This is a genomic window from uncultured Maricaulis sp., from assembly GCF_963976135.1.
GTDB lineage: Bacteria > Pseudomonadota > Alphaproteobacteria > Caulobacterales > Maricaulaceae > Maricaulis.
Genome location: NZ_CAXBKN010000025.1, coordinates 1 through 26,527, shown reverse-complemented (window position 1 = coordinate 26,527; position 26,527 = coordinate 1). Strand labels below are relative to the sequence as shown.

At 62.4% G+C, this 26,527-nt stretch carries 23 protein-coding genes; 22 read left to right on the top strand and 1 reads right to left on the bottom strand.

Features of this window, described 5'->3' with window-relative positions; all coding sequences use genetic code 11:
- The first annotated feature begins 327 nt into the window (after nucleotides 1-327).
- Together AAC023_RS05285 and AAC023_RS05280 are read left to right on the top strand one after the other, a co-directional pair.
- Nucleotides 328-1,953 (top strand): DEAD/DEAH box helicase, encoded by a 1,626-nt coding sequence (locus AAC023_RS05285; protein ID WP_339738878.1) that lies wholly within the window; start codon nucleotides 328-330, stop codon nucleotides 1,951-1,953.
- 222 nt (nucleotides 1,954-2,175) lie between these two features.
- Complete coding sequence (locus AAC023_RS05280; protein ID WP_339738876.1) at nucleotides 2,176-2,379, top strand: dodecin family protein; 204 nt, start codon at nucleotides 2,176-2,178, stop codon at nucleotides 2,377-2,379.
- A 127-nt stretch (nucleotides 2,380-2,506) separates the two neighbouring features.
- Here AAC023_RS05280 and AAC023_RS05275 read toward each other — a convergent pair whose 3' ends face one another.
- Complete coding sequence (locus AAC023_RS05275) at nucleotides 2,507-4,675, bottom strand: patatin-like phospholipase family protein (protein ID WP_339738874.1); 2,169 nt, start codon at nucleotides 4,673-4,675, stop codon at nucleotides 2,507-2,509.
- Nucleotides 4,676-5,005: 330 nt separating this feature from the next.
- On the opposite strand from AAC023_RS05275, the gene AAC023_RS05270 reads away from it, so the two are divergent.
- The 20 genes from AAC023_RS05270 to mce all read left to right on the top strand — a co-directional run bounded on the left by AAC023_RS05270 (nucleotide 5,006) and on the right by mce (nucleotide 26,379).
- The gene (locus AAC023_RS05270; protein ID WP_339738872.1) at nucleotides 5,006-6,652 is read left to right on the top strand and encodes a carboxylesterase family protein; all 1,647 of its coding nucleotides are present in this window, start codon (nucleotides 5,006-5,008) and stop codon (nucleotides 6,650-6,652) included.
- 136 nt (nucleotides 6,653-6,788) lie between these two features.
- Nucleotides 6,789-7,655 (top strand): alpha/beta hydrolase, encoded by an 867-nt coding sequence (locus AAC023_RS05265; RefSeq protein WP_339738870.1) that lies wholly within the window; start codon nucleotides 6,789-6,791, stop codon nucleotides 7,653-7,655.
- Between the two features lie 286 nt (nucleotides 7,656-7,941).
- Complete coding sequence (locus AAC023_RS05260) at nucleotides 7,942-8,310, top strand: NADH-quinone oxidoreductase subunit A (RefSeq protein WP_339738868.1); 369 nt, start codon at nucleotides 7,942-7,944, stop codon at nucleotides 8,308-8,310.
- 4 nt (nucleotides 8,311-8,314) lie between these two features.
- Complete coding sequence (locus AAC023_RS05255) at nucleotides 8,315-8,881, top strand: NADH-quinone oxidoreductase subunit B family protein (RefSeq protein ID WP_339738866.1); 567 nt, start codon at nucleotides 8,315-8,317, stop codon at nucleotides 8,879-8,881.
- Between the two features lie 11 nt (nucleotides 8,882-8,892).
- Entirely contained in the window at nucleotides 8,893-9,495 is a 603-nt protein-coding gene (locus AAC023_RS05250; RefSeq protein WP_339738864.1) for an NADH-quinone oxidoreductase subunit C, read from the top strand.
- Between the two features lie 3 nt (nucleotides 9,496-9,498).
- Complete coding sequence (locus AAC023_RS05245) at nucleotides 9,499-10,701, top strand: NADH-quinone oxidoreductase subunit D (protein WP_339738862.1); 1,203 nt, start codon at nucleotides 9,499-9,501, stop codon at nucleotides 10,699-10,701.
- The gene (gene nuoE, locus AAC023_RS05240) at nucleotides 10,698-11,726 is read left to right on the top strand and encodes an NADH-quinone oxidoreductase subunit NuoE (RefSeq protein ID WP_339738860.1); all 1,029 of its coding nucleotides are present in this window, start codon (nucleotides 10,698-10,700) and stop codon (nucleotides 11,724-11,726) included. Before AAC023_RS05245 ends, nuoE begins: the two co-directional genes overlap by 4 nt.
- A complete protein-coding gene (gene nuoF / locus AAC023_RS05235; protein WP_339738858.1) occupies nucleotides 11,726-13,036 on the top strand; it encodes an NADH-quinone oxidoreductase subunit NuoF in 1,311 nt (436 codons plus the stop codon). Before nuoE ends, nuoF begins: the two co-directional genes overlap by 1 nt.
- A gap of 11 nt (nucleotides 13,037-13,047) precedes the next feature.
- The gene (gene nuoG, locus AAC023_RS05230) at nucleotides 13,048-15,141 is read left to right on the top strand and encodes an NADH-quinone oxidoreductase subunit NuoG (protein WP_339738856.1); all 2,094 of its coding nucleotides are present in this window, start codon (nucleotides 13,048-13,050) and stop codon (nucleotides 15,139-15,141) included.
- Between the two features lie 3 nt (nucleotides 15,142-15,144).
- Nucleotides 15,145-16,224: an NADH-quinone oxidoreductase subunit NuoH gene (gene nuoH / locus AAC023_RS05225; RefSeq protein WP_339738854.1), complete on the top strand. Its 1,080-nt coding sequence runs from the start codon at nucleotides 15,145-15,147 to the stop codon at nucleotides 16,222-16,224.
- Nucleotides 16,225-16,229: 5 nt separating this feature from the next.
- Nucleotides 16,230-16,718 (top strand): NADH-quinone oxidoreductase subunit NuoI, encoded by a 489-nt coding sequence (nuoI, locus tag AAC023_RS05220; RefSeq protein ID WP_339738852.1) that lies wholly within the window; start codon nucleotides 16,230-16,232, stop codon nucleotides 16,716-16,718.
- A gap of 42 nt (nucleotides 16,719-16,760) precedes the next feature.
- The gene (locus tag AAC023_RS05215) at nucleotides 16,761-17,372 is read left to right on the top strand and encodes an NADH-quinone oxidoreductase subunit J (RefSeq protein ID WP_176780356.1); all 612 of its coding nucleotides are present in this window, start codon (nucleotides 16,761-16,763) and stop codon (nucleotides 17,370-17,372) included.
- Nucleotides 17,372-17,680 (top strand): NADH-quinone oxidoreductase subunit NuoK, encoded by a 309-nt coding sequence (gene nuoK / locus AAC023_RS05210; protein WP_091771351.1) that lies wholly within the window; start codon nucleotides 17,372-17,374, stop codon nucleotides 17,678-17,680. Before AAC023_RS05215 ends, nuoK begins: the two co-directional genes overlap by 1 nt.
- 7 nt (nucleotides 17,681-17,687) lie before the next feature.
- Complete coding sequence (gene nuoL, locus AAC023_RS05205; RefSeq protein ID WP_339738849.1) at nucleotides 17,688-19,781, top strand: NADH-quinone oxidoreductase subunit L; 2,094 nt, start codon at nucleotides 17,688-17,690, stop codon at nucleotides 19,779-19,781.
- A 1-nt stretch (nucleotide 19,782) separates the two neighbouring features.
- Nucleotides 19,783-21,297: an NADH-quinone oxidoreductase subunit M gene (locus tag AAC023_RS05200; protein WP_339738847.1), complete on the top strand. Its 1,515-nt coding sequence runs from the start codon at nucleotides 19,783-19,785 to the stop codon at nucleotides 21,295-21,297.
- A gap of 10 nt (nucleotides 21,298-21,307) precedes the next feature.
- Entirely contained in the window at nucleotides 21,308-22,750 is a 1,443-nt protein-coding gene (gene nuoN / locus AAC023_RS05195) for an NADH-quinone oxidoreductase subunit NuoN (protein ID WP_339738845.1), read from the top strand.
- 3 nt (nucleotides 22,751-22,753) lie between these two features.
- Complete coding sequence (locus tag AAC023_RS05190) at nucleotides 22,754-23,497, top strand: biotin--[acetyl-CoA-carboxylase] ligase (RefSeq protein WP_339738843.1); 744 nt, start codon at nucleotides 22,754-22,756, stop codon at nucleotides 23,495-23,497.
- 11 nt (nucleotides 23,498-23,508) lie between these two features.
- On the top strand, nucleotides 23,509-24,285 hold the full coding sequence (locus tag AAC023_RS05185; protein WP_339738841.1) for a type III pantothenate kinase: 777 nt from the start codon (nucleotides 23,509-23,511) through the stop codon (nucleotides 24,283-24,285).
- Nucleotides 24,282-25,949, top strand: a complete 1,668-nt coding sequence (locus AAC023_RS05180; protein ID WP_339738839.1) for a ribonuclease J — start codon at nucleotides 24,282-24,284, stop codon at nucleotides 25,947-25,949. Before AAC023_RS05185 ends, AAC023_RS05180 begins: the two co-directional genes overlap by 4 nt.
- Before the next feature lie 7 nt (nucleotides 25,950-25,956).
- The gene (mce, locus tag AAC023_RS05175; protein WP_339738837.1) at nucleotides 25,957-26,379 is read left to right on the top strand and encodes a methylmalonyl-CoA epimerase; all 423 of its coding nucleotides are present in this window, start codon (nucleotides 25,957-25,959) and stop codon (nucleotides 26,377-26,379) included.
- Nucleotides 26,380-26,527: the final 148 nt, after the last annotated feature.

Genomic DNA, 26,527 nt, shown 5'->3' with positions numbered 1-26,527 from the left:
TGGATTGCGATCGCCCGCATGTCGTACGCGCCAGGGGCTGCCTGGGCTGGTCGGGCGGGCACCGTGCCGGTCTTGCGAAATGACTTGCTGTCACGGGCTATCCGTGGGAGAGGGCGGGCAACACACCGTGCGTAGATGATGTCGATCTCATCGACGGTGTGCGTTGGCGAGATTAACTGCGTATCGATCCCAGCCAAACCAGACGTGCCGCCCGCGGCACACCGACATGGCGGCTGTTCTACGCAAGCTTCCTCGATGCAAAACCGGCGTCGCACGCGATGGGCTATGGCTCACGCGGCGGACGCCTATTATGAAAGCGTGCCCCCCTTGACCAAATTCACCGAACTCGGCCTGGCCGAGCCCATCCTTCGCGCCCTGACCTCGGAGGGCTATGAGAGCCCGACCCCGATCCAGGCCGAATTCATCCCTGAAATGCTGGCCGGCCGCGACCTTGTCGGTATTGCCCAGACCGGGACCGGCAAGACGGCGGCCTTCCTCCTGCCCATCCTAAACGGGCTGGCGGCGGCCAGCGGACCGGTCGAGCCGAAATGCTGCCGTGCCCTGATCCTGACGCCGACGCGCGAGCTGGCGGCGCAGATTGAACAGGCGATCCGCACCTATGGTCGCCATGTTCGCTATTCCGTGGCGCTGGTGGTGGGCGGTGCCAAGCCGTTTCCGCAAATCCGCGCCCTGTCGCGCGGTGTCGATATTGTCGTGGCGACGCCGGGCCGGCTGGTCGACCATATGGAATCCGGGGCGATCAAGCTCAACCAGACCCGGACCCTGGTGCTCGACGAGGCTGACCAGATGCTGGATCTCGGCTTTCTGCCGGCGGTGCGCGATATCTCGGCCAAGCTCAATTTCAATCGCCAGACCGTATTGACCTCGGCGACCATGCCGAAACAGATCCGCGCCCTGATCAAGGATCTGCTCAAGGATCCGAAACACATCTCGGTCGCCGCGCAGTCGCAGCCGATTGAAGCGATCGATCAGCGGGTCATCCTGTGCAATCGCGAGTCGAAGCGTTCACTCCTGCTCGACATCCTCTCGACCCAGGACATGACGCGCGGCATTGTGTTCACCCGCACCAAGCGCGGCGCTGACCGGGTGCATGAGCATCTGATCAAATACGGCCTCAACGCCAAGGCGATCCATGGTGACAAGACTCAGGGCGACCGGACGCGGGCACTGGACGGCTTTCGGCGCGGCAAGATCAAGATCCTTGTCGCCACCGATGTCGCGGCACGCGGCATTGATGTCGATGATGTCTCCCATGTCGTCAATTACGAGATGCCCAATGTGCCGGAAGCCTATGTCCACCGGATTGGCCGCACCGCGCGGGCCGGCAAGACCGGTATTGCCATCTCGCTCGTCGACAATAGCGAGAAGCATTATCTGCGTGAGATCGAACATCTGATCGGAACCGACATTCCCAAGCGCGGCGCCGGTCATGTTGTCGAGCTCGAGGGTGATGAGGCCGATGCGGCGGTGCCGAGCAAACCACGCGCCAAACCGGTCAAACGGGCCTTTCAGGCCCAGACCAGTGCCCGTGACGGCGAGGGCGGTTCCCGCAAGAATGCCCGTCCGGCAGCGCGCGGCAAAGGCGCCGGTGCGGCGCGCGAAGGCGATGATTTCAAGCGGCGCGAGGCGCGTCCTGCGCCCGCGGCCTATGCCGGGCGCGATGGCGCTTCGCGCGCCGAGGGACGTCCGGCTCAGCGCGGCAAGCCTGGCGCCCCGTCCCGCGATGGCGACAAGCGCGGTGATGGCCGTCCCGCTGCCCATGGCAAGCCGGCGCGTGAAGGCGGCAAGCCGAAATTCAAGGGCGGCGACCGGTCCCCGAGTGCGGGCCCGAAAGCCGCGGGGGGCAAAAGCCGGGCCTCGAAAGGCGGGGAGGGCAAGATTTTCAAGCCCCGGCGTCCAGGCAGCCGTCCCGGCGCGACGCGCTCCAGCTAGCGGCTTGCAACGGGCCGGGCAGCGTCGCGGATCTGGCCGTCCTTCGGGGCGGCCACTGGGCTGACCGGCATCCGATCCAGGGTGGAAAACTCGCGCGTGGCGCAACATTTGGTGGCCTCAAGCGAGTATATGGTGTTATCTGTCGCGCTTCAGTCCGGCGTCAAGGCCGGCCTGGAACTCGTCCCTTCTCGGCATACAGCCCCCAAAACAAGGTAATCCACCATGTCCGTTGCACGCATCACCGAAATCTCCTCGACCTCCTCGAAAAGCTTCGACGAAGCCGTCCGCAAGGGCATTGAGCGCGCCAGCAAGACACTGCGCAATATCCGCGGCGCCTGGGTCAAGGAACAGCAGGTCATCGTGGAAGACGGCAAGCTCACCAAGTTCAAGGTCAATCTTCTTGTCACTTTCGAGCTGGAAGACTAAGGCCAGACACCAGGATCAAGGGTTTCGGCCCGGCTCGCCTGATGGCGGGTATTGATGCCAGATGAAGCTTCCGGGGCGCAGGCGTGCTCCGGAATTTTCGTGTCTGCGGCGCGCTACAAGGCGCGCCTCAGAACGGGCGCCCGACGAAGATATAGAGTGACTGGCGGTCCGCATCGGAGCGGCCATAGGCCAGATAGACCGGGCCCATCACCGTATCGGCGGCGAGGAAGACGCTGCCGGCAAGTGTGATGTCGGATGTGCTGGCCAGATCCGGATCGGCCCAGACATTGCCGGCCTCAAGCGAGGCGCCGGCATAGAGCGGGACGCCGAAGGCCTGGGAATTGTCACGGTTCAGCCGCCGCCGATAGACCAGCCGGCCCAGCGCATAGCTTTCACCGGCCAGTTCTTCTTCCTTGTAGCCGGAGAGGGAAAATAGCCCGCCGATCCGGAACAGGGATTCGATCGGCATCGTGCCCGACAGGCTGGAGGCCGCATCGAGCTGGGCGATCAGCGTGTCCGAGCCGTGTGACCAGGCCTGCATGGCGTGGGCTTCCAGGGTCTGGAAATCGGCGCTGGCGCCGATCGACCGGCGAGCCACGGACCAGCGCGATGACAGCCGCACGCCCTGCGTCGGGAAAAAGGCGCTGTCGAGCGTGTCCAGCCCGGCGGAGAGGTTGAACTGACCAATATCGACGTCAATGATTTCCGGTGTGGCGAACCCCTCATGCAGGCGGGCCTCGCCGGAGCCGCGCTGATAGCCGAAGCGGATTTCGGCCGGACTGTCGAATTGCCAGCCGGCATCGAGCTGAATCTCGGCAAAATTGGCGCGGTAGGAGCCGGTGCGGAAACCGTCCTCGCGATAGCGCGGCACATTGCGCATGACGAAATTGGCGCGCGGCGCGACAAAGACATGCTGCGCGGTGTCGAACAGTTTGAACACTTCCGCCGTCAGGCCGAAGCGGTCACCAAACACCGCATCGACCCTGACTTCCGAGCCAAAGCGATCGATTGGCGGAGACCGGTATTCCAGTGAAATCAGGTATTCGCCATTGCCGTCGAAATCATTCTCCAGCGTCATGCCGGCCCGCAGGTGGGCGACATCATCGGGCCGCGCGACGGCATCAATCACCAGCGCGGTATTCCCGCCGGTTTCGCGCAATTCATACGTCACCCACTCGAAAGCCCCCAATCCGTAAATCCCGGCAAGATCGTCGGACAGGCCGGGGACATTCAGGGTTTCGCCCGGGGTTTGATGCACATGCCGCATCAGGACGGAATCGCTCAGCCTGGATGTGTTTTCGATGATGACTTCATCGATCTGGGGCAGGGGCCGTGATACCAGGCGAGTATGATGGGTCGTCATGGCCTGCAGGCGCTCGAAATGGGCATCCGCGGCGAGCGTGCCGGCAGCGATCAGCTCGGTGCCACGGGAGAAATCGCCCGTGGTCAATGCGCCCTGGTCGACCTGGATCAGGATGTCGTCCGGTCCCAGCAGGGCCAGTTGTGCTGTCTCGTTCGAGCGGACCAGGAGTGTCATCGACTGGGCCATCAGATCGACGCCGGTACGCAATTCCCCGGCCGTCATGAGCCGGCCCTGCATGGCGACGACGATGATGATGTCGGCGCCCATCGCCTGGGCGACATCGATCGGAATATTCTTGCTCAACCCGCCATCAACCAGCAGGCGACCGTCGATTTCCCCGGGCGGCAGCATGCCGGGCACGGCCATCGAGGCGCGCATGGCCATGGCGAGATCGCCATCGCTGAGGCTGACCGGCTCGCCTGTCACGATATCGGTGGCGACGGCGCGGAAGGGTATGGGCATGTCATCGAAGGAACCGCGCCCGGGATTGAGCACCATATTGCGCAAGGCGAGATTGAGATTCTGATCATTGATGAAGGCGCGGGGCAGGCGCAAGCCGTGGCGATCGACACTGAACATCAATTCGGCCGGGAAGCTCTCCTCCTCGCGGCGTCGTCGGTAGGAGAGCGAGCGGCGTGGCGAATCGGCACTGAAAATCTGTTGCCAGTCCATCCCCAGCACAGCTTGCTCAAGCTGATCTGCGGAATAGCCTGTGGCATAGAGCCCGCCGACGACCGCCCCCATTGAGGTGCCGACGATCAGATCGGGCTGAACGCCGGCGCGCTCGAGCGTGCGGATCGCGCCGATATGGGCGATCCCGAGTGCGCCGCCACCGGACAGGACCAGGGCGATGCGCGGATGATTGCACGGCGCCGGTGCGGGATTACAGCGGGTCCAGCGATCCGGCTCGGTGACCGGAGGCGGCAGGGTCATGAGCCCGTCGGCATAGTCGGTGGTCTGGGCATGCAAGGCGCCCGTGACGAGCAGCAGGCACGCGCCCCCAAGCCAACGCAGACAGCGTCCCAAATCAGTCATCATGCCTGTGCCCGTATCCTGTTGCCCGCCGCAGCGCTGTCCGTCCGCCCCCCTTGTTTGGGGAGGTGAGGCTCAAGGTCAAGGCCTCGATCGCGCGATCGCGGCTTGCCCTCGGCGGCTATTCACCGCACCTTTCCGGCGAAGTTGTGGCTTGGGGGGGGGCATATGCGCATTCTTTTTTCAGCGATTTTGGGCCTGGGACTGGCGGCTTGCGGACAGCCAGCGCAAATGGCGGCGCGGCCCGAGCCGGAGGCCAGCACGCACCGGCTTCTCGATCAGGGGGAAATCATTGGTCTGCGCACGGCTCGCGGCGCTGATGCCTGGCGCGGCCTTGGCTTTGCAGCCCCACCGGTCGGGGATTTGCGCTGGCGCGCGCCACGTCCGGTGCCGGCTCATGACGGTGTGTACGCGGCGCTGGAATCGCCGGATCGGTGTGCCCAGATTTCCAATGGCTATGACACGCATCTTGAGCCCGGTCAGCTGATTGGCGGCGAGGATTGCCTCTATCTTGATCTCTATGCGCCGCCCGATGCCCGGGGGCGCGACCTTCCCGTCATGGTCTTCATCCATGGCGGGGCTAATACCTGGGGCTATGCGGCCCAGTATGATGCTTCGCAATTGGCGCTCGACCAGGACGTGATTGTGGCGGTGATCCAGTATCGCCTCGGACCGCTGGGCTGGTTTGCCCATCCGGCCCTGCGCGCCGACGCGCAAATGCCGCAGGACGCGGCCGCGAATTTCGCCCTGCTTGACCAGATCGCGGCTCTGGCCTGGGTGCAGGACAATATCGCGGTGTTTGGCGGTGATGCGCGGCGGGTGACGATTTTCGGCGAAAGCGCCGGCGGCCAGAATGTGCTGGCGCTGATGGCCTCGCCACTGGCTGACGGCCTGTTCCATCGGGCCATTTCCCAGAGCGGCAGCATGCGCAGCGTTTCGCTGGCCCGCGCCGAGGGGACGCAGGCCCTGCCGGTCAGTGTGCTCAATGAAGTCGCGGGGCTGGAAGCCGCTGCGCGCTTTGCCGGCGCCAATGCGCCTGCCACGGCCTTGCGCGCCGCGGCGGTCGATACGATCTTCGCCGCCTATGGCGAGGCCGACATGCCGCGCGTGATCGAGGACGGTGTGTCCCTGATGGAGGGGGGGATGCGCGCTGCCTTCGCCGATCCGGCGCGTCAATTCGTGCCGCTGATCACCGGCAGTAATCGCGATGAGAGCCGGCTCTATCTCGCCTTCGATCCGGAATTCACCAAAACGACATTCGGGGTCATTCGCAATCGCCGTGAACCGGCCCGCTATGTCGCCAATGGCGATATCGGCGCGCGGCTGTGGCGGCTGGACGGGGTCGATGATGCGGCCAACCGGCTGGTGGCCTCCGGTCATGACCGGGTCTGGGCCTACCGCTTTGACTGGGATGAGGGCGGAACCCTGCTCTTCACCGATACGGCGGCCCTGCTCGGCGCCGCTCACACCATGGAATTACCCTTCGTGTTCAATGATTTCACCATTCTCTACGGCGATATTGGCAAAGTCCTCTTCACCGAAGCCAATGCCGATGGGCGCCAGGCTGTCGCCGACGCGATGGGCGCTTATTGGGGTGGCTTTGCCCATGCAGGCGACCCCAATGCAGGTGGCAGCGCACGGCTGGACTGGCCGGTCTGGCAATCGGGCGGGCGGCTGATGCGCTTTGATACGCCGGAAAGCGGTGCGCCGGAGATCCTCACCGGGCAGGATGACTGGGACCGGCTCCCGGCCGAAGTCCTTGCCAATGAGGACATCACGGCCGCCGACCGATGCGCCATCGCTGATGTCGCAGTGATGCGGGATGTGGCAGCCGGCGAGGCGATGCGGGCGGCGCTGGGCTGTGCGCCGGCGCCCTGAGGGGCCGGCGCGGCGAGCGCGCCGTAGGCTTGAGCGTTGCCGTATGATGGCCATGCATTGCGCGGCATTGATCGTGCCGGCCGGCAGTGCTTGAACGCGGTGGCCCGCTTTGGCCCCGCTCGATGGAAAGCCGTGCATGACCCTGCCTGAAACCCGTGATTTTGAGCTGCGCGATGGCGTGATGTCGGCGCGCATCTGGGTCAATCCCGGCGCACCCGTTCTGGTCTTCGCGCACGCCAACGGATTTTGTGCGCACGCCTATGATCAATTGTTGACGCCGCTGGCTGACCGGTTCGAGATTGTCGCGCCGGATCTGCGCGGGCATGGTCTCTCACGCTTGCCCTTTGATCCGGACAGGCATGATAGCTGGGATATACATGCCGCCGATCTACTGTCGCTCTACGCCCAATTGCTGAACGCGCCGGCTCTGTTGTCGGGGCATTCAATGGGCGCGGTCAGCACGCTGCTGGCGGCCTCGCAAATGCCCGTCATCCCGGTCCTGGCACTGGTCGAGCCCGTGATCCTGCCTCTGAGCTTCAATCTGGTCGCGCGCTGGCCGGGGCATAATCTGCTCAAGGGCCGGTTTGGCCTCGCCAAGCAGGCGCGCCGCCGTGCCAATTCCTGGCCTGATCAGGCGGCAGTGATCGAGCGCTATCGCCGCCACAAGACCTTTTCCAGCTGGGCGCCCGGCGTGCTGGAGGATTATCTCGCCGATGGTCTGACCGCTGACGAAAACGGCGTCCACCTGGCTTGTGACCCGCAATGGGAGGCTGCCAATTATGAGGCCCAGGGGCATGATTTCCTGCGCGCGGCCCGGATTGTCGGGCGCCGGGCGCATGTGCTCAGGGCTGAGCGGGGATCGACCGTCGTCAATCAGGCGGGCCTCCGGCGCCGCAAGGTCAGAATCGAACAGATGGGCGGCGTCAGCCACCTCGCGCCGATGGAAGCACCTGATCGCGTTGCGGCCTGGATCGCGGCTGTGGCCAGCTGCGCCTCGGCGTGAGAGCAAGGCGCCTGTGAAATCGGTGGTCGCGCGAGGCGCCCGAACCGGCTTTCCACACCCATCTTTGCGACCTGTTCGCAACTGCCCCGGCTAACGGACCCATCCCGCCGCAATCACTGAAATAACGCCGCCTTTTGCCCTTGCCCCAGAGGCCGGTGCGATCTAGCTTCCGCGCCAAATCGGGCAGGGGGCTGTTGCGGTGTTTTGATTCGTCCTGTGGCGTTTCACAACGAGCACCCCGGCGGATACCGGCCCGGTATCGGACGCAATCTGGCGAGGCCCGGCAATGGACGCGTTGCTTCTCGACTACCTGCCTATCTTGATTTTCTTCGGCATCGCGGCAGCGCTGGGTGTGGGATTCATGGCCGCGGCCTTCGTGATCGCACCGTCGCATCCGGATCCGGAAAAAGTCTCCACCTATGAATGCGGCTTTGAAGCCTTTGACGATGCGCGGATGAAATTCGACATCCGCTTCTATCTCGTCGCCATCCTGTTCATCATTTTCGACCTCGAAGTGGCCTTCCTCTTCCCGTGGGCGGTAACGCTGCGCGAAAGCCTGGGCCCGTTCGAATTCTGGTCGATGATGGTCTTTCTCACCGTGCTCACCATCGGCTTCATCTATGAGCTGAAAAAAGGCGCGCTGGATTGGGAATGATGCCATGACCTCTGATCTCACCCCACCTGCCGGCATGGCCGGCCGCGCGGCTGTTCCCGGATATGACCCGAAGGCGCATGACCCTTTCTTTGACGGCGTTTCCGATGCCCTCGCCGACAAGGGCTTTGTTGTCGCCGCTGCCGATGATCTCGTCACCTGGGCCCGTACCGGCTCGCTGATGTGGATGACTTTCGGTCTGGCGTGCTGCGCCGTCGAGATGATGCAGGCTTCGATGCCGCGCTATGACGTGGAGCGTTTCGGCTTCGCCCCGCGCGCCAGCCCGCGCCAGTCCGACGTGATGATCGTCGCCGGCACCTTGACCAACAAGATGGCGCCCGCCTTGCGCAAGGTCTACGACCAGATGCCCGAGCCGCGCTATGTCATCTCGATGGGGTCCTGCGCCAATGGCGGCGGGTATTACCATTATTCCTACGCCGTCGTGCGCGGCTGTGACCGCATCGTGCCGGTCGATATCTATGTGCCCGGTTGCCCGCCCACCGCTGAAGCCCTCGTGTACGGAATTCTGCAATTGCAGAAGAAGATCCGCCGCGAAGGCTCGATCGAGCGCTAGGAGAGGACGAGATGAGCGAAGCCCTCACGACGCTAGGCGAACATATCGCCGCGGCCCAGGAATCGGCGGTCACCAGCTGGGACATCAAGTTCGGCGATCTGACGGTCCATATCCATCGGGACCGCATCACCGAGGTCCTGCGCTTTCTGCGTGATGATCCGGCCTGCCGTTTCACGACGCTGATCGATCTGTGTGGCGTCGATTTTCCGGCCCGGCACGAGCGTTTCGAGGTGGTCTACCACCTGCTCTCCATGCATCAGAACCAGCGCATCCGCGTCAAGCTGACCACGGACGAGGATACCCCGGTCGCCAGTATTCACGAGCTGTTTCCGGTCGCTGACTGGTTCGAGCGTGAGGCCTTCGACATGTATGGCATCTCCTTCTCCAACCATCCGGATCTGCGCCGCATCCTCACCGATTACGGTTTCGAGGGGCATCCGCTGCGCAAGGATTTCCCGCTGTCCGGCTATGTCGAAGTGCGCTGGGATGACGAGCAGAAGCGCGTCGTCTACGAGCCCGTCGAACTGGTCCAGGCCTATCGTGATTTCGATTTCATGAGCCCGTGGGAGGGTGCCAAATACATCCTTCCCGGCGACGAGAAGGCGGAGGGCTAGCCCATGGCTGACGACGCGAACAATATCGCCCCACGCAATTTCACGATCAATTTCGGCCCCCAGCACCCGGCCGCGCACGGCGTGCTGCGCCTGGTGCTCGAGCTCGATGGCGAGGTTGTCGAACGGGTCGATCCGCATATCGGCCTTTTGCATCGCGGCACCGAGAAACTCTTGGAACACAAGACCTATCTCCAGGGCATCGGCTATTTCGACCGGCTCGACTATGTCGCGCCGATGAATCAGGAACATGCCTTCTGCATGGCGGCGGAAAAGCTGGCCGGGATTTCTGTTCCCAGGCGCGGCGAATATGTCCGCGTGCTGTATTGCGAGATCGGCCGCGTTCTCAACCATTTGCTCAATGTCACGACGCAGGCGATGGATGTTGGCGCGCTCACCCCGCCGCTCTGGGGTTTTGAAGAGCGTGAGAAGCTCATGATCTTCTATGAGCGTGCATCGGGCAGCCGCATGCATGCGCATTATTTCCGGCCCGGTGGCGTCCACCAGGACCTGCCGCCGGAGCTTGTCGCTGATATCCGCGCCTGGTGCGACCAATTCCCGGCCAAGCTCGATGATATCGATACGCTTTTGACCGAGAACCGCATTTTCAAACAGCGCAATGTCGATATCGGCGTTGTCACCAAGGAAGATGTGCTCGCCTGGGGTTTTTCCGGTGTGATGGTGCGCGGTTCGGGCCTGGCCTGGGATCTGCGCCGCTCGCAGCCCTATTCGGTCTATGACGAGCTCGATTTCAAGATCCCGGTCGGCAAGAATGGCGATTGTTATGATCGCTATCTGTGCCGCATGGAAGAAATGCGCGAGAGCGTGAAAATCATGATCCAGTGCTGCGACTGGCTGGAGAAACCGGAAAACCAGGGCGAAGTCCTGGCGACCGACAGCAAGTTCTCGCCGCCGCGCCGGGCCGAGATGAAGCGCTCGATGGAAGCGCTGATCCAGCACTTCAAGCTCTATACCGAGGGCGTGAAGGTGGAAGCGGGCGAATGTTATGTCGCCGTCGAGGCGCCGAAGGGCGAGTTTGGCGTCTATCTGGTCTCCGACGGATCCAACAAGCCTTATCGCGTCAAGATTCGCGCGCCAGGCTTTGCCCATCTCGCGGCGATGGATTTCATGAATAGGGGCCATATGCTGGCCGATGTCTCGGCGATCATCGGATCGCTCGATGTGGTCTTCGGGGAGATCGACCGATGAGCGTACGCCGTCTCGCCAAACATCAGCCAGACAGCTTCACCTTCAACGCGAAGAGTGAGACGGAAATTGCGTTCTGGCTTGGGAAATATCCTGAAGCACGCAAGGCTTCGGCTGTCATTCCCCTGTTGTGGATTGTGCAGAAGCAGGAGGGCTGGGTGTCCGAACCGGCCCTGCGCACCGTCGCGGAACGGCTGGAAATGCCCTATATCCGCGTCTATGAGGTCGTCACCTTCTACACCATGTTCAACCTGGCCCCGGTCGGCGAGCATCTGATCCAGGTCTGCGGCACCACGCCCTGCATGCTGCGCGGTTCGGGCGATCTGATTGATGTCTGCAAGTCGCGCATTGGCGAGGCCGGCGAAATTTCCGGCGATGGCAAGTTCACCTGGGTTGAAGTGGAATGCATGGGCGCCTGCGCCAATGCGCCGATGTTCCAGCTCGCCAACACGGATGGCGATCACTATGTCGAAGATCTCGACGCCGCCAAGTTCGAGCAGATCCTCGATGATCTCGCGGCCGGCAAGCCGATCAAATACGGCCCGCAATCCGATCGCACTTCCTCGGAGCCGCATGGCACCCAGGTGCTGAGCGATCCGAGCCTGTATGACGGTTCACGCGCCAAGAAGATCACCCTGCCCAACACCGCCAAGGCCGCGGCCGCCGCGCCGGCTGCCAAACCGGCACCGGCACCCGAGCCGGCGCCGGCCGCGGTGGTCAAGCCTGTCAGCAAGACCAAGCCGAAACCGGCACCGAAGCTGAAGGCCGAGCCGGCTGCACCGGCCGCCGAGAAGGCGCCGAAAACAATGAAGAAAGCCAAGGGCAAGGCCGATGATCTCAAGCTTTTGACCGGTGTCGGTCCCAAGCTTGAAAAGACGCTCAATGAACTGGGCTTTTTCCACTTCGCCCAGATTGCTGACTGGGGTCCGGCCGAGATCGCCTGGGTTGACAGCCGTCTGAAATTCAAGGGCCGGATCGAACGTGATGGCTGGGTGGCGCAGGCCAAAGCCCTGGCGGAGGGCGCATAATGGCTCAGCTTCTGCAAGACAAGGATCGCATTTTCACCAATCTGTTCGGGCATCACAGCCCGGGCCTGGACGGTGCGAAACAGCGCGGCTGCTGGAACGGGACGACTGAAATCCTGCAGCAGGGACGCGACTGGATCATCGACAATATGAAGGCCTCGGGCCTGCGCGGCCGCGGCGGCGCCGGTTTCCCGACCGGTCTGAAATGGTCCTTCATGCCGAAGGAAGTGGGCGCGCGCCCGCATTATCTCGTCGTCAATGCCGATGAGTCCGAGCCGGGCACCTGCAAGGATCGCGAGATCATGCGCCATGATCCGCATCTGCTGATCGAAGGCTGCCTGATCGCCTCCTTCGCGATGCAGGCGCACGAGTGCTACATCTATCTGCGCGGCGAATATGTCACCGAACGCCTGGCGCTCGAGAAAGCCGTCAAGGAGGCCTATGAGGCCAAGCTGATCGGCGACAAGAATGTCCATGGCTGGCCCTTCCACGTCTATATCCATCACGGCGCCGGCGCCTATATCTGCGGCGAAGAGACGGCACTCCTGGAAAGCCTGGAAGGCAAAAAAGGCCAGCCGCGCATGAAGCCGCCATTCCCGGCCAATGCCGGCCTCTATGGCTGCCCGACCACGGTCAATAATGTCGAATCCATCGCCGTTGCCGGCACGATCCTGCGCCGCGGCGCCGAGTGGTTCTCCTCCTTCGGGCGTGAGCGCAATGTCGGCACCAAGATCTTCTCGATCTCCGGCCATGTGAACAAGCCGTGCAATGTCGAAGAAGCGATGTCGATCCCGATGCGGACCCTGATCGAGACCCATGCCGGCGGCGTTCGCGGCGGCTGGGACAATCTCAAGGCTATCATTCCGGGCGGTTCCTCGGTTTCGCTGCTGCCGAAACATATCTGCGATGACGTGCTGATGGATTTCGATGCCCTGCAGGCCCACAAGTCCGGCCTCGGCACCGCCGCCGTCATCGTGATGGATAATTCCACCGATGTCGTCAAAGCCATCGCGCGGATTTCGTATTTCTACCGTCATGAAAGCTGCGGCCAGTGCACGCCATGCCGCGAAGGCACCGGCTGGATGTGGCGCGTGCTCGAGCGCATGTCGCGCGGCGAATCTGAGATCTCCGAGATCGACATGCTGCTCGACGTCGCCGGCCAGGTCGAAGGTCACACGATCTGCGCCCTTGGCGATGCCGCCGCCTGGCCGGTCCAGGGCCTGATCCGGCATTTCCGTGGCGAGATCGAGTCCCGCATCAATAATTATCGCGCCGGCAAGCCGGTCTTCGTGTCTCAAGTGGCAGCGGAATAGGGCATCATCCAATGAGCGAAGATCTCCGCAAGATCATTATCGACGGCCAGGAAATCGAGGTTCCGACTTCCTACACGCTGTTGCAGGCCGCCGAGACCGCCGGACGCGAGATTCCGCGTTTCTGCTATCATGAGCGCCTGTCGGTCGCCGGCAATTGCCGCATGTGTCTGGTCGAGCTGGTCGGGGCCCCCAAACCGGCCGCTTCCTGCGCCATGCAGGTCAAGGATATGCGCGGCGGACCGAATGGTGAGCCGCCAGCGATGAATACGCTGTCGCCGATGGTCAAGAAGGCGCGCGAAGGGGTGATGGAGTTCCTGCTCATCAACCACCCGCTCGATTGCCCGATCTGCGACCAGGGCGGCGAATGCGACCTGCAGGACCAGTCGATTGCCTATGGCCGCACCGGTTCGCGCTTCCCTGAAAACAAGCGCGCCGTCGAAGACAAATATATGGGTCCGATCGTCGCGACCGAGATGACGCGCTGCATCCAGTGCACGCGCTGCGTCCGCTTCGTCACCGAGATCGCCGGCGTGCCGGAGATTGGCATGATCGGCCGCGGCGAAGATGCCGAGATCACCACCTATCTGGAAAAGTCCATCACCTCGGAACTCTCCGGCAATGTGATCGATCTCTGCCCGGTCGGCGCCCTGACCTCCAAACCCTACGCCTTCAATGCGCGGCCCTGGGAGCTGGAAAAGACCGAGACCATTGATGTGATGGATGCGGTCGGCTCGAATATCCGCGTCGATGCGCGCGGGCCCGCCGTGCTGCGCATCCTGCCGCGCGTGCATGAAGGCGTGAATGAGGAATGGATTTCCGACAAGACGCGCTACGCCTGGGAAGGCCTCGGCCGCCAGCGTCTCGACAAAGCCTATGTCCGCGAAGCCGGCAAGCTGCGCGCCATTGACTGGCCTGAAGCACTGAAGATTGCTGCCGGCAAGCTGTCCGGTGACGCCTCCAGGATCGGCGCCATTGCCGGCGATCTCTGTTCCGTCGAGGAAATGAAGGCCGCCAAGGATTTGTTCGATGCCCTCGGCGTCGTCTCCTATGATTGCCGCCAGGATGGCTCCAAGCTCACCGCCGGCAATCGCCAGTCCTATCTCTTCAACACCACCATCGCCGGTATTGAAGACGCCGACGCCATCCTGATCATCGGGGCCAATCCGCGCACCGAGGCGACGATGATCAATGCGCGCATCCGCAAGACCTGGCTCAATAATGACACCCAGGTGGGCCTGATCGGCGCGCCGGTCGATCTGACATATCCCTATGAGCATGTCGGTATATCGGCCAAGGATCTCGCCGGTCTGGCCAAGAAGCGTTCTGGCTTCATCAAGACGCTGAAGGACGCCAAGCGTCCGATGATCATTCTCGGTTCGGCCGCCCTGGCTGGCGCCGATGGGACACAGGTCCTGCGCGCGGCCGGCGAACTGGCCGCAGCGGTCGGTGCGGTCAGCGAGACATGGAATGGCTTCAACGTGCTGCACACGGCGGCCAGCCGCGTCGGCGGTCTCGATCTCGGCTTCGTGCCGGGGACAGGCGGTTATGACGTTGCCGGCATGCAGTCGGCCAAGATGGACACCATCGTGCTGATGGGTGCCGACGAGATCGACATGGCCAGCTTCGGCGATGCCTTCGTGATCTATATCGGCAGCCATGGCGATGCCGGCGCCCACCGTGCCGACCTGATCCTGCCCGGCGCCGCCTGGACGGAACAGGACGGTATCTTCGTCAATACCGAGGGCCGGGTTCAGCTCGCCTCGCGCGCCGTCTTCCCGAAGGGCGCGGCGAAAGAGAATTGGGCGATTTTCCGCGCCCTGTCCGAGCATCTCTCCAAGACCTTGCCTTACGACAATCTGGCGCAATTGCGCCGCAAACTATTCGGCAGCCATGCCGTTTTCGCCGGGATTGATCACGCCCCGGGCAGCGATGATGCCGCCGAATTCGAGGTTGCGGCCATCGGCGCCGCCGGCGAGGTCTCGTCGAATGATTTCGGCATCGCGGTGACGAATTTCTACTTTACCAACCCGATCGTGCGGGCCTCGAAGACGCTGGCGGAATGCTCCGCCATCGCCGCCGGGCCAGCCCAAGCTGCGGCGGAGTAAGCGATGAGCGATTTCATCACCCAATTCGGCGTCTGGGGCGGGCTGGGCATGGCCGTGCTGCAGATCCTCGGCTTCACCATCGTCCTGCTGATCGCGCTGGCCTTCCTGCTGCTGATGGACCGCAAGGTCTGGGCGGCGGTGCAGATGCGCAAGGGCCCCAATGTGGTCGGCGCTTTCGGCCTGCTGCAATCCTTCGCCGATTTCTTCAAATTCGTGTTCAAGGAAATCGTCATTCCGGCCGGCGTGGATCGTCCGCTCTATATTCTGGCGCCACTCCTGACGCTGGTTCTGGCCTTTGCGACCTGGGCCGTGGTGCCGGTGGCACCGGGCTGGGTGATCTCTGATCTCAATGTCGGCCTGCTCTACCTGTTCGCGATGTCGTCCTTGGGCGTTTACGGCATCATTATCGGCGGCTGGGCCTCCAACTCGAAATTCCCCTTCCTGGCGGCGCTGCGTTCAGCGGCCCAGATGGTCTCCTATGAAGTCTCGATTGGCTTTGTCATTGTCACCGTGCTGTTGTTCGCCGGTTCGATGAATCTCACCGTCATCGTCGAGGCCCAGTCGGGCGGATTCTGGAACTGGAATGTGCTCGCGGGCGGTGCCCTGATCAATCATGGCTGGCCGATGTTCCTGGTGATGATCCCGATGACGGTGATCTTCTTCATTTCGGCCCTGGCCGAGACCAACCGCCCGCCTTTCGATCTGGCCGAAGCGGAATCGGAACTCGTCGCCGGCTATCAGACCGAATATTCCTCGACGCCCTATCTATTGTTCATGATCGGCGAATATCTCAACATCGTCCTGATGTGTGCGATGACGACGATCCTGTTCTTCGGCGGCTGGAATTCGCCGATCGAGCTGGACACCACGGCCTGGCCGTATCTGGTTTCGCATCTGTGGTATTTCTTCTGGTTCGCGATCAAGGTCGTCTTCTTCTTCTTCATGTTCGCCATGGTGAAGGCGCTGACGCCGCGCTACCGCTATGACCAGCTGATGCGTCTGGGCTGGAAGATCTTCCTGCCGACCTCGCTGGCCGCGGTCGCACTGGTGGGCGCCTACATCGTCTTCGGGGCACAGGGATAATCGTCATGGGACGTATCGAACAAACCATTCGCGGTGCCTTGTTGATGGACTTCTGGTCCGCCTTCGGGCTTGGCATGCGCTATTTCTTCGCCAAGAAGGCAACGCTGAACTACCCGTTCGAGAAGGGGCCGCTGAGCCCGCGTTTTCGCGGTCAGCACGCGCTGCGCCGTTACGCCAATGGCGAAGAGCGTTGTATTGCCTGCAAGCTGTGCGAAGCGATCTGCCCGGCCCAGGCCATCACCATCGAAGCCGAACCCCGCGAGGACGGCTCACGCCGCACCACGCGCTATGACATCGACATGACCAAGTGCATCTATTGCGGCTATTGCCAGGAAGCCTGCCCGGTCGACGCCATCGTCGAAGGGCCGAATTTCGAATTTGCCGTCGAGACGCGCGAAGAACTCTATTACGACAAGGCAAAACTGCTCGAGAACGGCGATCGCTGGGAACGGGAAATTGCCAGAAATCTGGAACTCGACGCGCCGTATCGCTGATACGGCCGTTATCTGAGAAGCAAGAGAACGGAAGAGGGCATCATGCTCGCAACACTGGCCTTCTGGGCCTTTTCCGGAGTGCTGATAGCGTCGGCCTTTATGGTCGTGATCGCGCGCAATCCGGTCAGGTCGGTTTTGTTCCTGATCCTCGCCTTCTTCTCGGCGGCGGGCCTTTTTGTCCTGCTTGGCGCGGAATTCCTCGCCATGCTGCTGATCGTTGTCTATGTCGGCGCGGTTGCGGTCCTCTTCCTGTTCGTGGTGATGATGCTGGACGTCAATTTCACCGAGCTGAAACAGGGCTTTTTGAGCTATCTGCCGCTCGGCGCCATCGTCGCGCTGATCCTTGCCGGCGAGCTGGTGATGATCGCGATGACCTGGCAGACCTCGCCGCAAGCCGAGGCGCTGCGCGCCGCGGCGACGCCGGAAGGGATGTCCAATCTCGAGGCGCTCGGTCTCATTCTCTACAATGATTACATATACTTCTTCCAGACTTCCGGTCTGGTGCTTCTGGTCGCCATGATCGGTGCCATCGTGCTGACCCTGCGTCACAAGTCCGGCGTCAAGCGCCAGAGCGTGACGGCCCAGGTCGGCCGCCGCCGTGAAGAAGCCATCGAGATGCTCGACATCAAACCAGGACAGGGGATTGGCGAATGATCGATATCGGTCTGGGACATTATCTCGCCGTTGCGGCGATCCTGTTCACGATTGGCGTGTTCGGGATTTTCGTGAACCGCAAGAACGTCATCATCCTGTTGATGTCGGTCGAGCTGATCCTGCTCTCGGTGAATGTGAACCTGGTGGCATTTTCCAGCTTCCTCGGCGATCTCGCCGGACAGGTCTTCGCCCTGTTCGTGCTGACCGTTGCCGCGGCCGAGGCCGCCGTCGGTCTCGCCATTCTCGTCGTCTACTTCCGCAACCGGGGTGATATCTCGGTTGAGGGCGCCAATCTGATGAAGGGCTAAGGGGATTATGGCAGTTCTCATCGTCTTCGGTCCGCTGTTTGCCGCCGCCTTCGCGGGCCTGTTCGGCAATTTCATCGGTCACCGCGTCGCCCAGATCGTCACCACCGGCTTTGTCGTGGTGTCGGCCCTGTTGTCGATCCTGAATTTCTTCGACGTCGCCTATGGCGGCAATAGCCAGACGATTCACCTGGCGACCTGGATGTCGGTCGGCACATTCGATGTCAGCTGGGCGATCAAGCTCGATACGCTGTCATCGGTGATGCTGGTCGTGGTCACCAGCGTTGCCTCGCTGGTCCACATCTATTCCTGGGGCTATATGGCGAACGACCCGCACCGGGCGCGCTTCTTTGCCTATCTCTCGCTCTTCACCTTCGCCATGCTGGCGCTGGTGACGGCCGACAATTTCCTCCAGCTCTTCTTCGGCTGGGAAGGCGTTGGCCTGGCCTCCTATCTGCTGATCGGCTTCTGGTACAAGAAGAAGTCCGCCAATGACGCCGCGATCAAGGCCTTCGTGACCAACCGGGTCGGCGATTTCGGCTTTGCCATCGGCATCATGGCGCTCTTCCTGGTGTTCGGTTCGGTCGCGTTTGACGATGTCTTCGCCCAGGTCGGCGATCATACGGCGACGACGCTGGCCTTTGCCGGCATGGAGATTCCGGCGATCGAGCTGATCGGCTTTTTGCTGTTTGTCGGCGCGATGGGCAAATCGGCGCAATTCTTCCTGCATGTCTGGCTGCCCGACGCGATGGAAGGGCCGACACCGGTCTCCGCCCTGATCCACGCCGCCACCATGGTCACCGCCGGGGTCTTCCTGGTCTGCCGCTGTTTCCCGATTTTCGAACTGGCACCAAACGCCTCCGCCTTCATTACCGTGATCGGGGCGCTGACCGCCTTCTTCGCGGCGACTGTCGGCCTGGCCCAGAACGACATCAAGCGCGTCATCGCCTACTCGACCTGTTCCCAGCTGGGCTACATGTTCTTCGCTGCCGGTCTCGGCCTGTATGGCGCGGCCATGTTCCACCTGTTCACGCACGCCTTCTTCAAGGCGCTCCTCTTCCTTGGATCCGGTTCGGTCATCCACGGTCTGCATGATGAGCAGGACATGCGAAAAATGGGCGGGCTCTACAAGATGATGCCGGCCACCTGGATCATGATGCTGATCGGCACGATCGCCCTGACCGGCGTCGGCCTGCCCTTCGCGGCGCTCGGTGTCGGCATCCTGCCGGATCTCGGCTTCGCCGGCTTCTTCTCCAAGGATGCGATCATTGAAGGGGCCTATATGGCCGGCCAGCAGGGCATTGCCTTCGGCAATCTCGCCTTCTGGGTCGGTGTCATTGCGGCGCTCCTGACCAGCTTCTACTCTTGGCGCCTGATCTTCATGACCTTCAACGGGACTTTCCGGGGTGACAAGCACACCTTCGATCATGCCCATGATCCGCCATGGTCGATGATGGGCGCGCTCGTCGTGCTCGCCATCGGTGCGATCTTCGCCGGCGGTCTGATGAAGAATGATTTCATCGGCGGCAATTCGGCGCATTTCTGGAATGAAAGCCTGCCTGGCGCGGTTCACGGACCGGCTGTGGCCGGCGGCGATGCCGAGACTCATGGCGAAGTGGTCGCTCATGGCGAGCCTGCGGCACACGAACAGCCAGACAATGGCCATGCTGCGGCAGACGAGGGCGAGGCTCACGCGACCGGCGAACATCCGCCCGTTTGGGTCATCCTGGCGCCATTTGTCGTCACCCTGGTCGGCTTCCTCGCCGCGATCTATGCCTATCTGATCAATGTCGGCATGGGCGCCCGGATTGCCGCGCGCGGCGGTCCGATCCACTCGCTTCTCTACAATAAATGGTATGTCGACGAGATTTACCATTTCATATTCGTGAGAGGTGCCAAGGGCTTGGGCGATGTCTTCTGGAAGTTCTTCGATGTGCGCATCATTGACGGCTTCGGCCCGAACGGGGTGGCCGGCATGACATTCGCCGCCGCCAAGCGGATCGCGAAGGCCCAGTCGGGATATGTCTATCACTACGCATTCGTGATGCTGATCGGTGTTCTGGGGCTGACCCTCTGGATTCTCGCCGGCGCAGGAGGCCAATAGCATGTTTTCCGAGCTCGATGCCTTCCTGTCGATCCTGACCTTTACCCCGGCTATTGGCGCTGTAATCATTGCCGTTTTCCGGTTCGCCTCGCGTCCCGAAGACCAGGGCCTGATCGACAAGAATTCGCGCGTGGTCGCTCTCGGCGCGACCCTCGTCACCCTGTTGTTCGCCGTCCTGATGCTGCTCGAATTCGACCCGGCAGTTTCCGGCTTCCAATTCGTGCATGAGGTTGTCTGGCTTGAACAAATCGGCATGGGCTACCGCATGGGCGTCGACGGCATTTCGGTGCTCTTCGTCGTCCTGACCGCCTTCCTGATGCCGATCTGTATCCTGGCATCGGGTGCGATCGAAAAACGCGTCGCCGATTACATGATCGCTTTCCTCTTGCTGGAAACCCTGATCCTGGGCGTCTTCACAGCGCTCGATCTCGTTGTCTTCTATGTGTTTTTCGAAGGCGGCCTGATCCCGATGTTCCTGATTATCGGGGTGTGGGGCGGTCAGAACCGCGTCTATGCCGCGTTCAAATTCTTCCTCTACACCCTGCTGGGCTCCGTGCTTATGCTGGTGGCGATGATCTATATGTTCCTGCAGGCCGGAACGACCGACATCACCGTCCTGCTCGACACAGCCTTCACCCCGCAGGCCCAGACCTGGCTCTGGCTCGCCTTCTTCGCCTCCTTCGCGGTGAAGATGCCGATGTGGCCGGTCCATACCTGGCTGCCCGATGCCCACGTCCAGGCGCCGACCGCCGGTTCGGTCATCCTGGCCGGTGTGCTCTTGAAAATGGGCGGTTACGGCTTCCTGCGCTTCTCGCTGCCGATGTTCCCGGATGCCAGCGCCTATTTCGCGCCCATGGTCTTCGTACTCTCGCTGATCGCGATCATCTATACCTCCCTGGTCGCTTTCCGGCAGACCGATATCAAGAAGCTGATCGCCTATTCCTCCGTTGCGCATATGGGTTTCGTGACGCTGGGCCTGTTCTCGATGAATATGCTCGGCGTGCAGGGCGCCATCTTCCAGATGATTTCCCACGGCTTCATTTCCTCGGCGCTCTTCCTGTGCGTGGGTGTGATCTATGACCGCATGCACACCCGCGAAATCGCCTTCTATGGCGGCGTCGTGCACAAAATGCCGGTGTTCGCGGCGATTTTCGGCCTGTTCGCCATGGCCAATGTCGGCCTGCCAGGCACGTCCGGATTCATCGGCGAAATCATGACGATGGTCGGTGGCTATCAAGTCGCCTGGTGGGTCGGTGCCGGGGCGGCGGTCGGCGTCATCCTGTCGGCGGTCTATATGCTGACCGTCTATCGCGATGTCGTGTTCGGCGAGATCACCAATCCGAAGCTCAATACGCTGACGGATCTCAACGGGCGCGAGTGGATCATCTTTGTGCCGCTGATCGTCATGACGCTTCTGCTCGGCGTCTTCTCCACCCTGGTGACCGACATTACGGCCGCCTCGGTCGAGGCGCTCATCTCCAATTATGATGCGGCACTTGCCGCACCGGCTCAGTAAGAGGCCTGACATGACCGCGGATATGCTCTCCCACGACCTGTCGCTCCTGACACCGGAACTGATGCTGGCTGGCGGCGCCATGGCGCTGCTGATGCTCGGTGTTTTCCTCAAGGGCGAGGGCACACCGCGCCTGGTCCATCTGCTGACGATAGGGCTTCTGGTCGCAGCCGGTTTTGCCGCGCTCTTCCTGACCGGCGATGATGGCCAGGCCTTTGGCGGCGCGTTCGTACTCGACTCGCTGGCGAAATATTCCAAGGTCGCGATTACCCTGGCCGCGGCCGTCGCCCTGCTTCTGGCATTGCCGTATCTGGAATCGGAAAAACTCTCCAAGATCGAATTCCCGGTCCTGGTCGCGCTCGCCGTCACCGGTATGGTGATGATGGTTTCGGCCAATGACCTGATCTCGATGTATATGGCCGTCGAGCTGCAATCGCTGGCGCTGTACGTGCTGGCGGCCTTCAATCGCGACAGCCTGCGCGCTTCTGAAGCCGGCCTCAAATATTTCGTCCTCGGCGCGCTGTCCTCCGGCCTGCTCCTGTATGGCGCTTCGCTGGTCTATGGCTTCAGCGGTTCGACCGGTTTCAACGAGATCGCGATCGCCGTTGCCGGTGAGCCCTCCATCGGCCTGATCTTCGGCCTGGTCTTCGTGATTTGCGGTCTGGCCTTCAAGGTTTCCGCCGCGCCCTTCCACATGTGGACGCCGGATGTCTATGAAGGCGCGCCCACGCCGGTCACGGCCCTGTTTGCCTCGGCCCCGAAAATGGCCGCCATCGTGCTGCTGGCGCGCGTCCTGCTTGAGCCTTTCGGTGGCATGATCGATCAGTGGCGCGATGTCATCTGGATCATCGCCGTCCTGTCGATGGGTGTTGGCGCTTTCGGTGCCCTGACGCAGCAAAACTTCAAACGCCTGATGGCCTATTCCTCGATCGGCAATATCGGCTATGCCCTGGTGGCGATCGCTGCGGCCAGCCAGACCGGTATCTGGGCGCTCTTGATCTTCATGTCCCTCTACATGATCTCCGTCGTCGGCACGTTCGGCGCGATGCTGTCGATGCGGACCCGCGAGGGCATGGTCGAGCAGATCTCCGATCTGGCCGGCCTGGCGCAGACGAATCCGGGGCTTGGCTGGTCCTTGACGGCGCTGATGTTCTCGATTGGCGGTCTGCCCTTCTTCGTCGGCTTTTTCGGCAAATTCTTCGTCGTCTTCTCGGCGGTCCAGTCCGACCTGCTGATTCTAGCGGTCCTGGCGGTTCTGTTCAGTGTCGTCAGCGCGGCCTATTATCTGCGCATCGTCAAGGTGATGTGGTTCGATGCCCCGGAAGTGAATTTTGTACAGCCTGCGCTGAGCATCTACTGGGTGACACGGGTGGCTGGCTGGTCGACCTTGCTGCTGCTGCCTGCGCTCGGCTGGCTGATCTACCAGGCGTTCAGCGTCGGCCTCGACGTCCTCTAGACTTTGGCCGCGCGCACGCCCCGTATTGAGTGGCTCGAGCAGACCGGCTCGACCAATGCCGAAGCGCGCGAGCGCGCCCTGGCGGGTGAGGGTGGGCCGCTCTGGATTGCTGCCCGGCAACAGACATCGGGCCGGGGGCGTCGCGGCCGCCCGTGGAAAAGTCTCCACGGAAATCTTTTTGCCAGCGGTCTCTACGCGATAGACCGGCCGCCGGCGCAGGCTGCGCAACTCTCCTTTGTGGCAGCGCTTGCCGTTGCGGCCGTCTGCGACGCGGCGCTCGGCGACGCTGGCCGGACACGGCTCAAATGGCCCAATGATGTCCTGGTCGACGGGCGCAAGGTGGCAGGCATTTTGCTGGAATCGGGCAGTGCGGCGACCGGCGGTCTCTGGCTCGCCATCGGTATCGGGATTAATCTGAGCGCCGCACCCGTAGACGTCGAGCGGCCCGCGATCAGCCTCGCCGAGGCTGGCGCAAGCCTGGAACGCGAGGCGGCCCTGCCCATGCTCGCCGAGGCGTTTGAACGGGCCTTCCAGCAATGGATGCGAAGCGGGTTTGGCGGTGTTCGTGATCAATGGCTGCTGCGCGCCCACGGGCTGGGCCAACGCTGTGTCGTCCGTCTCGAGCACGAAACGCTGGACGGCGTGTTCGGCGATCTCGGGCCCGACGGCGCACTGCGCCTTGACTTGGCCTCCGGCGGTCACAGGTATATCTCGGCAGGTGAAGTGTTTTTCCCGGCGGCGGGATAGGAGAGCCCGACATGCTGCTCGCGATCGATTGCGGCAATACCAATATCCTGTTCGCCATTCATGATGGCGAGGACTGGCGCGCCCAGTGGCGCGCGGGCACGGACAGCACGCGCACGGCCGACGAACATGCCGTCTGGCTGTCGCAGCTGATGTCCCTGCAGGGCTTCAAATTTTCCGACATCCATGCCTGCGTCATATCGACCGTGGTGCCACAGGCGCTGTTCAATCTGCGCAATCTGGCGCGCCGCTATTGCGAATGCGAGCCGGTGATCGTCGGCGAGCCGGGGGTTCGGCTCGATATCGAGGTTCGCCTCGACCGGCCGCAGGATGCCGGCGCCGACCGGCTGGTGAACGCGCTCGGTGCCCGGGCGCGCTATCCCGGCGCCCTGGTGGTGATCGATAGCGGCACGGCAACCACTTTCGATGTCATCGGCGCCGACGGGGCGTTTGAGGGCGGCATCATCGCGCCAGGCATCAACCTGTCCATGCAGGCCCTGCACGGCGCCGCGGCGAAATTGCCACGCGTGGCAATCGCCAAACCGGCGCGTGTGATGGGCAAGGATACGGTCAGCGCCATGCAGTCCGGCGTGTTCTGGGGCTATATCGATCTCATTGACGGGCTTGTCGAACGGCTCAGGGGTGAGTATGGCCAACCCATGACGGTGATCGCAACGGGCGGCGTGGTTTCGCTCTTTGAAGGCGCATCCCGGACGATCGAGCATTACGATCCCGATCTCACCATCCGAGGCCTGCTGGAGGTCTGGAAACTCAATGGCGGTGCCAATTGACCGATAGCATGTATTTCCTGCCACTGGGCGGCTCCAACGAAATCGGGATGAATCTGAACCTCTTCGGCTATGGGCCGGAGGAGAATCGCAAATGGATCATCGTTGATTGCGGCGTGACCTTTGGTGATCTTTCGACACCGGGCGTCGATCTGATCATGCCTGATCCGGAATTCATCGCGGAACGCCGCGGTGATCTCGTTGGCATGGTGCTGACGCACGCTCATGAAGACCATATGGGCGCTGTGGCGCATCTCTGGCGCAAGTTGCGCTGTCCGATCTGGGCAACGCCCTTTACCGCCTGGCTGGTGCGCGACCGCCTGCGCGAGCATGGTCTGCTCGATGCGGTGACGCTGCATGAGGTCGGTCTCGACAGCCGTTTCAATGTCGGCCCGTTCGATTGCCAGATGATCACGCTGACCCATTCCATTCCCGAGCCCAATGGCCTGGCGATCCGCACCCCGGCCGGCCTGGTGCTTCACACGGGTGACTGGAAGATCGATCCCGATCCGCTGATCGGCGAAGCGACGGATATCAAGGCGATCACCGCGCTGGGCGAAGAGGGCGTGCTCGCAATGATTTGCGACAGCACCAATGTCTTCTCGGAAGGCGAATCCGGCTCTGAAGCCGATGTCCGTGACGAGCTCATCAAGGTTGTCGGCGAGCACAAGGGCAGGGTGGCGATTGCCGCCTTCGCCTCCAATGTCGCGCGTCTGCAATCGGCGATCGAAGCGGCGGAGGCCAATGGTCGCCGTGTCTGTCTGGTCGGCCGCTCCATGCACCGTATGACCGCCGCCGCGAAGGCTGTCGGCATGCTGAGCCATGTGCAGGACTTCGTCAGCGAGGAAGAGGCGGTCACCTATCAGAAAAACCGGATTCTCTATCTGTGCACCGGCAGCCAGGGCGAGGAGCGCGCAGCGCTGTCGCGCATCGCGGCGGGCAATCACCGCAATGTCACCCTGACCAAGGGCGATACCGTGATCTTCTCCAGCCGGGTCATTCCGGGCAATGAAGTCGGGATTTTCGAGCTGCAGAACCAGCTGGCCGAAAAAGGCGTCGAGATCATTACCGAGCGCGACCGGCCGATCCATGTCTCCGGCCATCCATGCCGCGGCGAGCTGGCGCAAATGTATGCCTGGGCCAAGCCCAGCGTCGCCATTCCGGTCCACGGCGAACGCCGTCACCTGCTCGAGCACGCCGCCTATGCGCGCCAGCTGCAGGTGCCGCACTCCGTCTCCGTTCGCAATGGCGACATGGTCGAGATCCGCTCCGACGGCACCGCCTCCATCATTGATGAAGCACCGGCCCGGCGTCTGCATCTCGACGGCAAATTCCTCACCCCGTCCGACGCGACCTCGATGCGCGAACGGCGCCGCCTGGCGTCCAGCGGCTATATCGTTGTCGCGCTCGCGGTTGACGCCAAGGGGCGCCTGATTTCCGGACCGGATATCAAACAGGCCGGCCTGGCCGAGAGCGCCGATTTCTCGATTGATGATTTCCTCGATGCCCTGGAAGTCTCCGCCGAAACATGTTTCGAAAAGCTGCATCCGCGCGTCAAGAAGGACGAGGACCAGATCGAGGAAGAGATCCGCCGCGCGGTTCGCCGCACGGCCTCGGGCATTTGGGGCAAGAAGCCGATGGTCGATGTGATGGTGCTGGCGGTTTAAGGAGCAGATGATGCAGGTCGGACGTCTCAATCATGTCGGGGTCGCGGTGCCGGATATCGAGGCCGCCAAGCAGACCTATGCCGATCTCTACGGCGCCACCGAGGCGACCGAGACCCGCGATTTCCCGCATCTGGGCGTGCGCGTCGCCTTCATCAAGCTGGCCAATTCCGAGATTGAATTGCTCGAACCATTGGGCGCGACAAGCCCGGTGCACAAATTCCTCGAGCGCAATCCCAAGGGCGGCCAGCACCATCTCTGTTTCGAAGTGCCCGACATCATCGCCGCGCGCGACGATATGCGGGCCAAGGGCGCGACAGTGCTCGGCACCGGCGATCCCTATGTCGGGGCGCATGGCGTGCCGGTCATCTTCATCCACCCCAAGGATAGCTGCGGCCTGTTGATCGAGCTGATGCAGGAGCCGGCGCGATGATGAAATGGCTCGCCCGCGGCGCGGTGGCTCTGGCCGGCCTGCTCTGGCTGTCCCGTTTCTTCATCCGCGATGGCGGTGTGGGCATCGTCAATGGCGTCGTGGTCTTCACCCTGATCTGGTGGATCCTGCTCTTCACCATGCTGCCGAT

Excerpts from the sequence above, each read along its gene's own strand:
- nuoH (WP_339738854.1), top strand. The coding sequence starts at position 15,145 with ATGAGCGATTTCATCACCCAATTCGGCGTCTGGGGCGGGCTGGGCATG.
- AAC023_RS05265 (WP_339738870.1), top strand. The coding sequence starts at position 6,789 with ATGACCCTGCCTGAAACCCGTGATTTTGAGCTGCGCGATGGCGTGATG.
- nuoI (WP_339738852.1), top strand. The coding sequence starts at position 16,230 with ATGGGACGTATCGAACAAACCATTCGCGGTGCCTTGTTGATGGACTTC.
- nuoL (WP_339738849.1), top strand. The coding sequence starts at position 17,688 with ATGGCAGTTCTCATCGTCTTCGGTCCGCTGTTTGCCGCCGCCTTCGCG.
- nuoE (WP_339738860.1), top strand. The coding sequence starts at position 10,698 with ATGAGCGTACGCCGTCTCGCCAAACATCAGCCAGACAGCTTCACCTTC.
- AAC023_RS05200 (WP_339738847.1), top strand. The coding sequence starts at position 19,783 with ATGTTTTCCGAGCTCGATGCCTTCCTGTCGATCCTGACCTTTACCCCG.
- AAC023_RS05245 (WP_339738862.1), top strand. The coding sequence starts at position 9,499 with ATGGCTGACGACGCGAACAATATCGCCCCACGCAATTTCACGATCAAT.
- AAC023_RS05260 (WP_339738868.1), top strand. The coding sequence starts at position 7,942 with ATGGACGCGTTGCTTCTCGACTACCTGCCTATCTTGATTTTCTTCGGC.
- AAC023_RS05255 (WP_339738866.1), top strand. The coding sequence starts at position 8,315 with ATGACCTCTGATCTCACCCCACCTGCCGGCATGGCCGGCCGCGCGGCT.
- AAC023_RS05250 (WP_339738864.1), top strand. The coding sequence starts at position 8,893 with ATGAGCGAAGCCCTCACGACGCTAGGCGAACATATCGCCGCGGCCCAG.
- AAC023_RS05185 (WP_339738841.1), top strand. The coding sequence starts at position 23,509 with ATGCTGCTCGCGATCGATTGCGGCAATACCAATATCCTGTTCGCCATT.
- AAC023_RS05215 (WP_176780356.1), top strand. The coding sequence starts at position 16,761 with ATGCTCGCAACACTGGCCTTCTGGGCCTTTTCCGGAGTGCTGATAGCG.
- mce (WP_339738837.1), top strand. The coding sequence starts at position 25,957 with ATGATGCAGGTCGGACGTCTCAATCATGTCGGGGTCGCGGTGCCGGAT.
- nuoG (WP_339738856.1), top strand. The coding sequence starts at position 13,048 with ATGAGCGAAGATCTCCGCAAGATCATTATCGACGGCCAGGAAATCGAG.
- nuoF (WP_339738858.1), top strand. The coding sequence starts at position 11,726 with ATGGCTCAGCTTCTGCAAGACAAGGATCGCATTTTCACCAATCTGTTC.
- AAC023_RS05280 (WP_339738876.1), top strand. The coding sequence starts at position 2,176 with ATGTCCGTTGCACGCATCACCGAAATCTCCTCGACCTCCTCGAAAAGC.
- AAC023_RS05275 (WP_339738874.1), bottom strand. The coding sequence starts at position 4,675 with ATGACCCTGCCGCCTCCGGTCACCGAGCCGGATCGCTGGACCCGCTGT.
- nuoN (WP_339738845.1), top strand. The coding sequence starts at position 21,308 with ATGACCGCGGATATGCTCTCCCACGACCTGTCGCTCCTGACACCGGAA.
- AAC023_RS05270 (WP_339738872.1), top strand. The coding sequence starts at position 5,006 with ATGGCGGCGCGGCCCGAGCCGGAGGCCAGCACGCACCGGCTTCTCGAT.